This is a genomic window from Bosea sp. PAMC 26642, assembly GCF_001562255.1.
In the GTDB taxonomy this organism is placed as follows: Bacteria; Pseudomonadota; Alphaproteobacteria; order Rhizobiales; family Beijerinckiaceae; genus Allobosea.
The window spans coordinates 100,217-112,398 of sequence record NZ_CP014301.1 but is presented as its reverse complement, the minus strand read 5'-3'; the positions used below and the strand labels follow the sequence as shown (position 1 = coordinate 112,398).

Sequence of the window (12,182 nt, the reverse complement as noted above, 5' to 3'; positions counted from 1 at the left end):
ACCCACTCAGGAACATGTTTAAGCCGTCCGGGTTGACCGATCTCTTCTTGAGTTCCAGCGCCCTCTCGCAGAGATTGCTCGCAACTGGATCAGAGGCCGCGCCATGCAGTGGGAAGATTACCGCCAATCCGACAATCTCGAGGACCGGCGCGGCGGAGGCGGCACCTTCGCCGGGCTGCCGGGCGGTCGTGGCGGCATGGGCATCGGCACCATGGTCGTGCTCGGCCTGCTCGGCTGGGCTCTCGGCATCGATCCGCGCATTCTGATCGGCGGGGCGGAAATGATCGGCGGCATCGGTGGGCGGCAGGCGCCGACGCAGGAGACGCGCAAGTCGTCGGGCCCACCCTCCGACGAGATGGGCCGCTTCGTCTCGGCCGTGCTGGCGCAGAACGAGGACGTCTGGACCAAGGTGCTGCCGCAGCAGGCGAATACCCGCTATCAGGCGCCGCGCCTCGTCCTGTTCAGCAATGTCGACCGCTCCGGCTGCGGCACGGCACAGGCGGCGATGGGCCCGTTCTATTGCCCGGAGGACAAGCGGGTCTATCTCGACCTGTCGTTCTTCCAGGAGATGCAGCGCAAGCTCGGCGGCGGCGGCGATTTCGCCTACGCCTATGTCATCGGCCACGAGATCGGCCACCACATCCAAAACCTGATCGGCATTCTGCCCAAGGCCAACCAGTTGCGCGAGCGCTCCTCCGAGCGCGAGGCCAACGCCATCTCGGTGCGAATCGAATTGCAGGCCGACTGCTTCGCTGGGGTCTGGGCCAACAACGTCCAAGCGATGGGCCGCATCGATGCCAGCGACATCGACGAAGCTCTCAAGACTGCCTCGGCCATCGGCGACGACCGGCTGCAAAAGGCTTCGCGGGGCCAGGTCGTGCCCGATTCCTTCACCCACGGCTCGTCGGCCCAGCGCACGCGCTGGTTCAACACCGGGTTGAAAAGCGGCTCGATGCAGAGCTGCGATACGTTCCGGACGAACCAGCTTTAGGTCGCCGCCCGCTCACGCCTGACCGACAGGCGCCGCGGCACGCTGCTGAGACGGCCGGCCAGCACCGCGCTCTTGGGCAGGATCAGCCCGGCCCGCAAACGGCGGGCGCCGAAGGAAATCGCGGCGCGCTCGCGCAGCGAGCCGGCGACGCCGCGCAGCGGGATCAGCCCCGCGGTTTCCGGCGCCAGCATGAGATGGCGTTCCACGGCCTGCGACCAGTGCGGCTGCGGCACGTCGCCGGCATCGAGCAGAATGAGCCAGTCGCCGCGCGCTTCGGCCGCCCCGAGGTGCCAGCCCTCTGCGCCGCCGACGCGCAGATAGCTCGCGCCTGTCGCATCGGCCAGGCGCTCGACATCGTCGTCGCTGCCGGCATCGACGACGACGGCGTGGCCGAGGAAGCCATCCGCGACCGCGGGAATGAGCACGGAGAATGTCGCGGCAAGCGCGTTGGCCGAGCCATCGGCCCGGATCACAGCAGTGAGCATGGCAAGTCCTTATGCCCCAGCGCGGCAGGCCGCAATCGCCCCTTGCAATTCGTTCCTGTTATGTTCACATGGCGCCATAGGAATTTGCCGATTCCCGGCGGTTTTCAGGATGGTTCAGTGCCATGGCCCAGGCCAACCCCGCTGTCAGGCTGTCTTCGCGGCCGATTTCGACGCAAGCATTGCGGCGCCACGACAGCGAACCGGCGTCCGTTTCGGCGCGCGTGGCACCGCTCGATCCGCTGGCCTATGCCGGCCACCGAATCGACCCCGAACGTCGGCGCGGACGCGGCGCAACGATCAATCCGGGCGGCCGCTTCGAGGCCGAGCAGCGCATCAGCGAGGATGATGGCTGGGGGACGCTCGGCGAATTGCCGGCCTTCAGGACCGAGGTCTCGATCGAGAAGCCGCGCACCATCATCACGAAGAACGACTCGCCGGACATTTCCTTCGACCGCTCGATCAATCCTTATCGTGGCTGCGAGCATGGCTGCGTCTACTGCTTCGCACGGCCGAGCCATGCCTATCTCGGCCTCTCGCCGGGGCTCGACTTCGAGAGCAAGCTGACGGCCAAGCCCGATGCCGCGATCCTGCTGGAGAAGGAGCTGTCGGCGGCGTCCTACCAGCCGCGGACCATCGCGATCGGCACCAACACCGACGCCTACCAGCCGATCGAGAAGAAGCTGCGCATCATGCGCTCGATCCTGGAGGTTCTGGCGAAGTTCAACCACCCGGTCGGCATCGTGACGAAATCGGCGCTGGTCCAGCGCGACATCGACATCTTGGCGCCGATGGCGGCCAAGGGGCTGGCCAAGGTCGCGATCTCGCTGACGACGCTCGACCCGAAGATCGCCCGGACGATGGAGCCGCGCGCCGCCTCGCCGGCCAAACGGCTGGAGACGATAAAAGCTCTTTCTGAGGCTGGCATTCCGGTAACGGTGCTGGTCGCGCCGATCATTCCGGCGATCAACGAGCACGAGATCGAGCGCATTCTCGACGCGGCGAAGGCGGCTGGAGCGCGCGAGGCCGGCTATGTGCTGCTGCGCCTGCCGCTGGAGGTGAAAGACCTCGTGCAGGACTGGTTGCTGACGCACCATCCCGACAAGCTGCGCCATGTCGTCTCGCTGATCCGCTCGACGCGCGGCGGCAAAGACTACGACGCTGCCTGGGGCCAGCGCCAGGTCGGCTCGGGGCCCTATGCCTGGATGATCGGCCGGCGCTTCGAGATGGCGGCCGAGCGGCTGGGCTTCAACGGCACGCGGACAAGACTGCGCAGCGACCTGTTTTTGAAGCCGGAGAAGGAGAAGGCGCAGTTGAGCTTGTTTTGAAGCGCTTTCCGTCATTGCGAGCGCAGCGAAGCAATCCAGCGTCTCGCTCTATTGCTTCGCTGCGCTCGCAATGACGGGGATGGCGGGCCGATCGGGCTGGTCTGGACGGACAGGCTTCGGCATAAGCCGCTCATGAGCGCCGATTTCAGCCGGGAACATCATGCCATCGCCAGGGGCCTGTGGCCGCTTGCCGGGGTCGACGAGGTCGGGCGCGGGCCGCTGGCAGGGCCTGTCGTGGCGGCGGCCGTGATCCTCGATCCGCGCGCGGTTCCCGCCGGGCTGGACGATTCGAAGAGGCTGAGCGCGGCGCGGCGCGAGGCGCTGTTCAAGGAGATCGCCGAGACGGCGCTTGCGGTCGGCATCGCCAGCGCCACGGCCGCCGAGATCGATGCGATCAACATCCGGCAGGCGACCCTGCTGGCGATGCGGCGCGGGGTCGCGGCGCTTGCGGTGACGCCGCTCTGCGTCTTGGTCGATGGCAACGACCCGCCGGCGCTGGCCTGCGTCTGCGAGGCGATCGTGCAGGGCGACGGTCAGGTCGCCTCGATCGCCGCGGCCTCGATCGTCGCCAAGGTGACGCGGGACGCGATGATGGCACGGCTGTGCCGACGCTTTCCGGCCTATGGCTTCTCGGCCCATGTCGGCTACGCCACGGCGCAGCATCGCGAGGCCATCGCCAGGCACGGCCCCTGCCCCGAGCACCGCTACTCCTTCGCCCCCGTCAAGGGCGTCTGGCAGCGCTGACAGGGCCGGCAAGGGCGGCCGTCGCGTTAACCACGCCTTAACGGATTCGCCTTGTCTGCCAAGGGGCTAGGCAAAAGCTGCAGCCCCAAAACGGGACGCTTTTTTTTCATCTTGGAAACCCGGCTTTTACCCTGACCCGGCAATATCGCGACTGTTGAAGTTGCGTAACGGTCTTGGGGCGTCATGGGTATTTTGCGTACCGGGACCACCAGCGCCGCCGTCCGGATTCAGGTTTCGCGTACCGGACGGCCCGCGCTGCAGTCACCGATAAAGACTGCATCGATCAAGGCTGCGCGGATTGCCGGCCTGCCCCTCGAACTCCCGCTCGATCAGGTTCTCGTCGGAGACTGCGTCGCCGCGATCGACCGCCTGCCGGCGGCGAGCGTCGATCTCGTCTTCGCCGACCCGCCCTACAACCTCCAGCTCGGCGGCGACCTGCGCCGTCCCGACGACAGCCTCGTCGATGCGGTCGACGACGACTGGGACAAGTTTTCCTCCTTCGCCGATTACGACAGCTTCACCCGCGCCTGGCTGACCGCCTGCCGGCGCGTGCTGAAGCCCGACGGCGCGCTCTGGGTGATCGGCTCCTATCACAACATCTTCCGCGTCGGCTCGATCCTGCAGGATCTCGGCTTCTGGATGCTGAACGACATCGTCTGGCGCAAGGCCAACCCGATGCCGAATTTCCGCGGCCGGCGCTTCACCAATGCCCATGAGACGCTGATCTGGGCGGCGCGCAGCGAGCGCTCGAAATACACCTTCCATTACGAGGCGCTGAAGGGCGGCAACGACGATCTGCAGATGCGTTCGGACTGGTATCTGCCGCTGTGCACAGGCGAGGAACGGCTTAAGGATGGCGCGGGCGTCAAGGTCCATCCGACGCAGAAGCCCGAGGCGCTGCTCGCCCGCGTCATGCTGTCTGCCAGCAATCCCGGCGACGTGATCCTCGATCCGTTTTTCGGCACGGGCACGACCGGCGCTGTCGCCAAGGCGCTCGGGCGGCATTTCATCGGCGTCGAGCGGGAGTCTGTCTACGCCGAAGCCGCCCGCAAGCGCATTGCGGCGATCGAACCGTTGCCGCCCGAAGCGTTCTCGACTGCGCCGTCGAAGCGCAGCGAGCCGCGCGTGCCGTTCCTCAGCCTGGTCGAGGCCGGTCTGGTGAAGCCGGGCGAAAGCGTCCTTGACGAGAAGCGGCGCCACAAGGCGACCATCCGGGCCGACGGCACGCTGGCGCTGGGACCGGCCGTGGGCTCGATCCACAAGGTCGGCGCGCTGGCGCAGGGCCTGCCTGCCTGCAATGGCTGGACGTTCTGGCATGTCGAACGGCCGGGCGGGCTGATGCTGCTCGACGTGCTGCGCAGCGAGATCAGGACGCAGATGGCCGCGGCTTGAGGGCTTCCAGCCCCATCTCCAGCACCTTCAGCATCAGGCTCGAGAACGGTTCGTCCCGCAGCTTTGCCAGCGGGGTAAAACGCATACCTTCCGGGGCCCGCGTCGTTGCGGCAGCGCTGCCGACGAAGACCGCGAGCTCCAGCGGGAAATGCGTGAAGACGTGGCGCACGGGTATCGGCAGCTTGCGCCAGCGCATCGGCACTGGCGCATCCTGCGCCGCGCCTTCGATCTCGTAGTCGCTGCGCCATTCGCTGGTCGGCACTTCGGCCATGCCGCCGAGCAGGCCTTTCGGCGGCCGGGTCCGGACCAGAACTGCGCCATCCTCGCGCTGCAGGACGAAGGCTGCGCCGTGGCGGGTCGCGCCGGTCTTCTTCGCCGCCTTGCGCGGAAAGGTCTCCTGCGTGCCCTGACTTCGCGCGCGGCAGGGCTCGCGCCAGGGACAGAGCGCGCAGGCCGGCGAACGCGGCGTGCAGATCGTCGCTCCGAGATCCATCAGGGCCTGGGCGAAATCACCGGGCCGCGCCTTCGGCAGGAGGGCGAGAACATGCTCGCGGATCAGCGGCTTTGCGCCCGGGAGCAGATCTTCCATGGCGAAAAGACGCGTCACGACGCGCTCGACATTGCCGTCGACGGCGGCGGCCGGCCGATCGAAGGCGATCGCGGCGACCGCGCCTGCGGTATAGGCGCCGATGCCGGGCAGACTGCGCAGACCGTCCTCTGTGTCCGGAAAGCGCCCAGCATGGAGTTCGACGACCGCTCTCGCGCAGGCGTGGAGATTGCGGGCGCGGGAGTAATAGCCGAGCCCGGCCCAGGCCTGCATGACATCTTCGGAGGGAGCCGCCGCCAAAGCCGCGACGGTCGGAAACCGCGCCATGAAGCGCTCGAAATAGGGTTTAACCGCTGCAATCGTGGTCTGCTGCAGCATGATCTCGGAGGCCCAGACGCGATAGGGATCCGCATGCTCGCCCGGCAGGGCACGCCATGGCAGCGCACGGCGATGCCGGTCATACCAGGCGAGGAGGTCGGAGGCTTGGGGCGTCATCGACCGGTCTATAAGCCGTCCGCCGGGCCCGGCAAGCCGGTCATGCCTACGGGCGGTCTTGGGGTCGTCATACCGTCATGGCTATCGACGCGCGCCGGCTTTACCGCAGTCGCTCCAGCGGCAGGCTGCCGCGCAGGCCGGGGGTGTCGGGCATCAGGGCAGCCAGGCGGGCGTCACCCTTCGGCGGCGCGACGAAGGCTCGTATGGTCTTCCTGGGCAGGTCGAGATCGAGTGGCCGGCCGGGCGGAAGCGGCACATTGTCAACGAGCCTCGACGCCGGACTTGCAGGCGCAGCAGCTGCCGCTGCGGGCGTTTCCGGCGCGAAGGCGAGCGGCGCGGTCGCGAAGGATGTCGGCACCATGGAGGGGTCGGAGGCGGGAGATTCAGGTGCAGCGAGCGCGGCCAGCTGATAGTTCGGCTCCTCGATGCGACGCCGCTCGGGCCGTTCGCCCTTCAGATAGAAGGCGTTCCCGCCTGCCACCGTCATGTAGTGCATGTCGGCATAGGAAAAGCGCATCCCGGCCATATGAAAGTGCTTGGCCGTCCCGACAGCTTCGTTGCGCCGACCGTCGAGGATGTCTTCCGCGATGGCCTCGACCTTCGGCAGGTCGCGCGCGGCCATCTGACGCGTCAGCACTCCCGAAGCGAACTGACGCGGTGCGCCGACGACGCCGCAGATCGTCCCAGGATATCGCGGCGACTCCACCCGGTTCATCACGACCGTGCCGACGCCGAGCAACCCGGTTTCGCTGGATCGGTTCGATTCGAAATACATCGCGCGGATAAGGCATTCCTTCTCGCGCGGGTCGGCCTTCGCCAGGGCGACGGCGCGCTTGCGAGCCTCGTGGGGCTGCTTTGCCGCGGGAGCAGCCGTCGAAGCGATCTCGACAGGCGACGTGCTGCAGGCGCCCAGAGCGGGAGCAGCCAGCACAATCAGAAGCGGGATCGCTTTGCGACCATAGCGGCCCATACCGATGGAACGGGCAGCATTCGCTGCGATCATGGCCCGCTTCATGCGGCAACCTCCTGATTACGGGCTCTGGACTGCCGGGGGCGGGCCGTCATCACCGGAAAGGAATCCGGAAACCCTTACCAGAAAGTTAAGTTCGGAAGGAAGAGCAAAAGCTGCCCTGCGGCGGACGGGCCTCGACGTGGCCAGGCTGCCAGCCCGTTCCTGCTCCCCGACGCTCGTTGCACAGCCGGCGCTTGCAGCCCGATCCCGCCGCCGGCACAATGCCTCATGGCTCCTAAACCCCTCGCAGACCTGATCGACGACTGCCTTGCGCCCGCGCTTGCCGCGCAGGGGTTTGCGGGGCGCGCCATCGTGTCGCTGTGGCCCGAGATCGTCGGCGAGCGGTTGAGCGAACGCACGCGACCGCTCAAGATCGACTGGCCGCGGCGGCGCCCGGCGCCGGGCGAGGCATCGCAGCCCGCGACCATGGTGGTGCGGGTCGAGGGCGCCTTCGCGCTGGAGATGCAGCAACTCGCACCGTTGGTGCTGGAGCGGGTCAACACGCATCTGGGTTGGCGCGCCGTTGGCAAGATCGTGCTCAAGCAGGGGCCGGTAGCGGCGCCGGTCGCGCCGAAGCGTCCCGAGCCGCCCGGACCCGAGATCGTCGCGGCGGTGGCGCGACAGGTGTCGGGCATCGCCGACCCCGATCTGCGGGCCGCGCTGGAGCGTCTGGGCCGCTCGGTGGCGCAGCGCGCGGTCCAGGCCAGAGGCGACACGGCTTCGTGAGCGGCGGCGGAACCGGCCGAACCGATCTTGCCACAATCCTGATGGTCTCTATGGTCCGCAGCGGATTCCAAGGTCCGCATCTGATTTTAGAACTTCGGGGATTTCGGCAATGACGAACAGGCGACAGCTTCTCACCGGCACGGCCGGGATCGCAGCCGCCGCGATACTGGGCGCGCGCCCGGCCCAGGCGCAGGCCGACCTGACGGCGGCCGGTCCGCTCGGGGACGTCTGGGTCGGCAATGCCGACGCCAAGGTGACGATCATCGAATACGCCTCGCTGACCTGCGGCCATTGCGCCGCCTTCCACAACGATACCTGGCCGGCGCTGAAGGCGAAATACATCGATACCGGCAAGGTGCGCTTCACGCTGCGCGAATTCCCGCTCGATCCGCTGGCGACGGCGGGCTTCATGCTGGCGCGCTGCAACGGCAACGACAAATACATGGCGATGACGGACCTGCTGTTTTCGCAGCAGCGGACCTGGGCCTTCACCGAAAAACCGGTCGATGCGCTGTCCTTGATGGTGAAACAGGCTGGTTTCACACAGGATTCGTTCGAGGCCTGCTTGAAAAGGCAGGATATCTATGACGCCGTCACAGTCGTGAAGGATCGTGGGGCCAAGGCTGGCGTCGACTCCACGCCGACCTTCTTCATCAATGGGACGAAGCGTTCTGGTGCGCTCTCGATCGCCGAATTCGACAAGATCCTGGAGCCGCTTCTGGCGGGCTGAGAGCGGCTGCCTTTTTTCCTTCTCCCCTTGGGGGAGAAGGTGGCCCGGCGTAGCCGGGTCGGATGAGGGAAGGATGACGGGCCGTCGCATGACCTCCCTCATCCGTCAGCGCTTCGCGCTGCCACCTTCTCCCCCGAGGGGAGAAGGGGAAGCGCGCCGATGCAGCTGACGCGCCTCAAGCTCACCGGCTTCAAGACCTTCGTCGAGCCGACCGACTTTCTGATCGAGCCGGGGCTGACCGGCGTCGTCGGGCCAAATGGCTGCGGCAAGTCCAATCTCGTCGAGGCCCTGCGGTGGGTGATGGGCGAAAGCTCGTTCAAGAACATGCGCGGCTCGGGGATGGACGATGTCATCTTCGCCGGCTCGAACGAGCGCCCGGGCCGCAATATGGCCGAGGTCGCGCTCACCCTCGACAATGCCGACCGGATGGCGCCGGCCGCCTTCAACGAAAGCGACGTCCTCGAAGTCACGCGCCGGATCGAGCGCGAGGAGGGCTCGACCTATCGTGTCAACGGCAAGGAGGTGCGCGCCCGCGACGTGCAGTTGCTCTTCGCGGACGCCGCCACCGGTGCGCGCTCGCCGGCGCTGGTGCGGCAGGGGCAGATCGCCGAGATCATCAGCGCCAAGCCGCAATCGCGCCGGCGCATTCTCGAGGACGCCGCCGGGATCGCCGGGCTGCACAGCCGCCGGCACGAGGCGGAGCTGCGGCTTAAGGGCGCCGAAGACAATCTGATGCGGCTGGAAGACGTGCTCGGCGAGATCGACGGGCAGATCGAGGCGCTACAGCGGCAGGCGCGGCAGGCCGGGCGCTATCGCAGCCTCGCCGCCGACATCCGGCGTGCCGAGGGCACGCTGGCGCTGATCGCCCATCACGAGGCGCGCGCGCAGGAGGCTTTGGCCGAGCGGGCGCTGGAGGCGGCGGTACGCGCCGTTGCGGATCAGACCGGTATTCAGGCGGAAGCGGCGAAACGGCAGGCGATCGCGGCGCATGCCCTGCCGGCCCTGCGCGAGAGCGAAGCGTCGGCGGCCGCCGGGCTGGTGCGGCTAAAGCGCGGGCTCGACGAACTGGAGGCGGAGAACCGCCGAGCGAAGCAGCGCGGCGAGGAACTCGGCCGGCGGCTTCTCGAATTGCAGGGCGATCTTTCGCGCCAGGACGGCGTGGCGCGGGATGCCGCCGAGAGCCTTGCCCGCCTCGGCCGCGAGGATGACGGGCTGAAAAGCGACAGCGACGCGGCGGCGTCCACGGGCGCCAGCGCGGCGAGCGCGCTGAGCGAGGCCGAAGCTGCACTGGCTGCGGCAGAGGCCGAGCACGCCGCCGTGCAGGCGCAGTTGTCCGAACTCGCAGCGCGGCGCGGTGCGATCGAGCGGGCGCTGCGCGAGACGCGCGAGCGGGAGGCCAAGGCAGCGAATGAACGCGAGCGTCTGACACGCGAGCAGGCAGCGCTCGACGCCAGCAGCGCGGCGACGCCGCTCGAAGGGTTGCGGCAGGCTGTCATTGCCGCCGAGACAAGGATGCGCGAGACCGAGGCTGCGGCGACGGCTGCGCGGACGGCGCTGGCTGCTGCCCGGGAGCGCGAAACGCAAATGCGCAGCCCGCTGGCGGAAGCCGACCGTCAGGCGCAGCGGCTGGAGACCGAAATCCGGACGCTGCGGAAGCTGCTGGCGCCGGCGACCGGCGACCTCTGGCCGGCGGTGATCGAGGCGATCACCGTCGCCAAGGGGTTCGAGACGGCGCTTGGTGCGGCACTCGGGGACGATCTCGACGCAGCCGCCGATGCCTCCGCGCCGACGCATTGGCGCGACAGCGGCGATGGCGCGGGCGATCCTGCCCTCCCCGCCGGCGTCGAGGCACTGGCGCGACAGGTGCGCGCGCCGGATGTGCTGCGCCGCCGGCTTGCGCAGATCGGCATCGTCTCGCGCGGCGACGGCCCAGGGCTGCGCGCACAACTGCAGCCGGGGCAGATGCTGGTGTCCCGCGAGGGCGATGTCTGGCGCTGGGACGGGTTCACCAGCGCGGCCGAAGCGCCCTCCCCGGCCGCGCGACGACTCGCGGAAAAGAACCGGCTCGGCGATCTGGAACGCAGCGCACAGGCCGCGCGCGAGGCGGCCGAAGCGGCGCGCGACAGACTCGATGCGGCGATGGCCGAGGCGAAGCTCGCCGCGCAGGCCGAGACGGCCGCGCTCGATGCCGCGCGCCTGTCGCGACGCACGCTCGACGAGGCCCGGGGGCACCTGGGCGGGGCCGAGCGCAAGGCCGGCGAGGCGGCGGCGCGACGCTCGGCGCTGACGGAGGCGATCGGGCGGCTCGGCCAGACGCTTGCCGAGACTTCGGCGCAGGTGCAGGTGCATCAGGAGGGTTTTGCCGCGCTGGCGCCGACCGCCGAGGTCGAGACCGTTCTACTCAAGGCGCGCGTGGCGTTGGGCGAGCGGCGTGTCGGCGCTTCGGATGCGCGGGCGCAGGTCCAGACTTTGGCGCGCGAGGCCGATCTGCGCCAGCGGCGGCGCGACGCGATCGCGACCGAGGTCGAGGCCTGGCGCAAGCGGGCGGCGGCGGGCGGCCAGACCGCCGACGAGACGCGCCGTCGCATCGAGGCCGTGCAGGCCGAGCAGGCCGAATTGCTGGCGGCGCCCGACACCTTTCTCGTCGAGCGTCGCCGGCTGGTCGCCGAGATCGAGACGGCGGAAGCCGCACGGCGCGCTGCCGCCGACGCGCTGGCCAAGGGCGAAACCACGCTCGCCGAAGCCGACCGGCAGGCACGCGCCGCGCTGGAAGGGCTTTCGGGCGCCCGCGAGCAGCGCGCTTCGGCTGAAGCGCGGCTGGAGGCTGCGCGGCAGCGCGCCGGCGATGTGGCGCGGCAGATCGAGGATGGGCTGGAGACGACCCTGGCGGGCCTGCAGGAACTGACCGGCCTGAAGCCCGGCGCCGACCTGCCGCAGGCCGGCACGGTGGAGAACCGGCTCGCGGGGCTCAAGGCCGAACGCGAGCGGTTGGGTGCGGTCAATCTGCGCGCCGAGGACGAACTCGCCGAGATCAAGGGCAAGCGCGAGGGGATGACGGCCGAGCGCGATGACCTCAGCGAGGCGATCCGCCGGCTGCGCCAGGCGATCGGCGCGCTCAACCGCGAGGGGCGCGAGCGGCTGCTGGCCGCTTTCGAGATCGTCAACGGCCATTTCCAGCGGCTCTTCGGCGTGCTGTTCGGCGGCGGAACGGCCGAGTTGACGCTGGTCGATTCCGATGATCCGCTCGAGGCGGGGCTGGAGATCGTGGCGCGCCCGCCCGGCAAGAAGCCGCAGGTGATGACGCTGCTCTCGGGCGGCGAGCAGGCCCTGACCGCGACCGCGCTGATCTTCGCCGTATTCCTGACCAACCCCTCGCCGATCTGCGTGCTCGACGAGGTCGACGCGCCGCTCGACGACGCCAATGTCGAGCGCTATTGCGACCTGCTCGACGAGATGTCCCGCGACACGCAGACGCGCTTCATCCTGATCACCCACAACCCGATTACCATGGCGCGGATGGACCGGCTCTTCGGCGTCACCATGGCCGAGCGCGGCATCAGTCAGATGGTCTCGGTCGACCTCGCGACGGCCGAACGCATCCGCGAGGCCGTCTGAGGACTGCTGAAAAAAGGCCACAATCGCCTTCGCAATGCGGCGCGAATGTCGCAGTTTGCCTGAATTTCCAAGCATTCCAATGTGTTAAGCCCAGCTGGTCTGCCTTGACAGCACGGGAGG

At 68.5% G+C, this 12,182-nt stretch carries 10 protein-coding genes; 7 read left to right on the top strand and 3 right to left on the bottom strand.

All coding sequences use genetic code 11. From position 1 onward, the window contains the following. The first annotated feature begins 103 nt into the window (after positions 1-103). Positions 104-991, top strand: a complete 888-nt coding sequence (ypfJ, locus tag AXW83_RS00540) for a KPN_02809 family neutral zinc metallopeptidase (protein ID WP_066609719.1) — start codon at positions 104-106, stop codon at positions 989-991. On the opposite strand, the gene AXW83_RS00535 is transcribed toward ypfJ, so the two are convergent. After that, positions 988-1,476: a glycosyltransferase family A protein gene (locus AXW83_RS00535; protein ID WP_066609714.1), complete on the bottom strand. Its 489-nt coding sequence runs from the start codon at positions 1,474-1,476 to the stop codon at positions 988-990. The two genes, ypfJ and AXW83_RS00535, sit on opposite strands and share 4 nt — an antisense overlap. Before the next feature lie 122 nt (positions 1,477-1,598). Between AXW83_RS00535 and AXW83_RS00530 the strand changes: the two genes are divergently transcribed. The 3 genes from AXW83_RS00530 (at position 1,599) to AXW83_RS00520 (ending at position 4,937) form a co-directional block, all read left to right on the top strand. Continuing rightward, positions 1,599-2,801, top strand: coding sequence for a PA0069 family radical SAM protein (locus AXW83_RS00530; RefSeq protein WP_082766863.1), 1,203 nt, complete (start codon positions 1,599-1,601; stop codon positions 2,799-2,801). 132 nt (positions 2,802-2,933) lie between these two features. Beyond that, a complete protein-coding gene (gene rnhB / locus AXW83_RS00525) occupies positions 2,934-3,545 on the top strand; it encodes a ribonuclease HII (RefSeq protein WP_066619563.1) in 612 nt (203 codons plus the stop codon). Between the two features lie 183 nt (positions 3,546-3,728). Continuing rightward, complete coding sequence (locus AXW83_RS00520) at positions 3,729-4,937, top strand: site-specific DNA-methyltransferase (RefSeq protein ID WP_082766862.1); 1,209 nt, start codon at positions 3,729-3,731, stop codon at positions 4,935-4,937. Here AXW83_RS00520 and mutY read toward each other — a convergent pair. Beyond that, positions 4,912-5,979, bottom strand: a complete 1,068-nt coding sequence (gene mutY, locus AXW83_RS00515; RefSeq protein WP_066609711.1) for an A/G-specific adenine glycosylase — start codon at positions 5,977-5,979, stop codon at positions 4,912-4,914. The genes AXW83_RS00520 and mutY overlap by 26 nt on opposite strands. 100 nt (positions 5,980-6,079) lie before the next feature. Then, positions 6,080-6,994 carry a cell wall hydrolase gene (locus AXW83_RS00510; RefSeq protein WP_066609709.1) on the bottom strand — a complete coding sequence of 305 codons (915 nt, stop codon included), beginning with the start codon at positions 6,992-6,994 and terminating at the stop codon, positions 6,080-6,082. A gap of 225 nt (positions 6,995-7,219) precedes the next feature. On the opposite strand from AXW83_RS00510, the gene AXW83_RS00505 reads away from it, so the two are divergent. The 3 genes from AXW83_RS00505 to AXW83_RS00495 all read left to right on the top strand — a co-directional run bounded on the left by AXW83_RS00505 (position 7,220) and on the right by AXW83_RS00495 (position 12,062). After that, positions 7,220-7,717, top strand: coding sequence for a DUF721 domain-containing protein (locus AXW83_RS00505; RefSeq protein WP_066609708.1), 498 nt, complete (start codon positions 7,220-7,222; stop codon positions 7,715-7,717). A gap of 109 nt (positions 7,718-7,826) precedes the next feature. Then, on the top strand, positions 7,827-8,447 hold the full coding sequence (locus AXW83_RS00500) for a DsbA family protein (protein WP_066609706.1): 621 nt from the start codon (positions 7,827-7,829) through the stop codon (positions 8,445-8,447). Between the two features lie 159 nt (positions 8,448-8,606). Then, the gene (locus tag AXW83_RS00495; protein WP_066609704.1) at positions 8,607-12,062 is read left to right on the top strand and encodes a chromosome segregation SMC family protein; all 3,456 of its coding nucleotides are present in this window, start codon (positions 8,607-8,609) and stop codon (positions 12,060-12,062) included. Positions 12,063-12,182 lie beyond the last annotated feature (120 nt).

Excerpts from the sequence above, each read along its gene's own strand:
- ypfJ (WP_066609719.1), top strand. The coding sequence starts at position 104 with ATGCAGTGGGAAGATTACCGCCAATCCGACAATCTCGAGGACCGGCGC.
- AXW83_RS00535 (WP_066609714.1), bottom strand. The coding sequence starts at position 1,476 with ATGCTCACTGCTGTGATCCGGGCCGATGGCTCGGCCAACGCGCTTGCC.
- AXW83_RS00530 (WP_082766863.1), top strand. The coding sequence starts at position 1,599 with ATGGCCCAGGCCAACCCCGCTGTCAGGCTGTCTTCGCGGCCGATTTCG.
- rnhB (WP_066619563.1), top strand. The coding sequence starts at position 2,934 with ATGAGCGCCGATTTCAGCCGGGAACATCATGCCATCGCCAGGGGCCTG.
- AXW83_RS00520 (WP_082766862.1), top strand. The coding sequence starts at position 3,729 with ATGGGTATTTTGCGTACCGGGACCACCAGCGCCGCCGTCCGGATTCAG.
- mutY (WP_066609711.1), bottom strand. The coding sequence starts at position 5,979 with ATGACGCCCCAAGCCTCCGACCTCCTCGCCTGGTATGACCGGCATCGC.
- AXW83_RS00510 (WP_066609709.1), bottom strand. The coding sequence starts at position 6,994 with ATGAAGCGGGCCATGATCGCAGCGAATGCTGCCCGTTCCATCGGTATG.
- AXW83_RS00505 (WP_066609708.1), top strand. The coding sequence starts at position 7,220 with ATGGCTCCTAAACCCCTCGCAGACCTGATCGACGACTGCCTTGCGCCC.
- AXW83_RS00500 (WP_066609706.1), top strand. The coding sequence starts at position 7,827 with ATGACGAACAGGCGACAGCTTCTCACCGGCACGGCCGGGATCGCAGCC.
- AXW83_RS00495 (WP_066609704.1), top strand. The coding sequence starts at position 8,607 with ATGCAGCTGACGCGCCTCAAGCTCACCGGCTTCAAGACCTTCGTCGAG.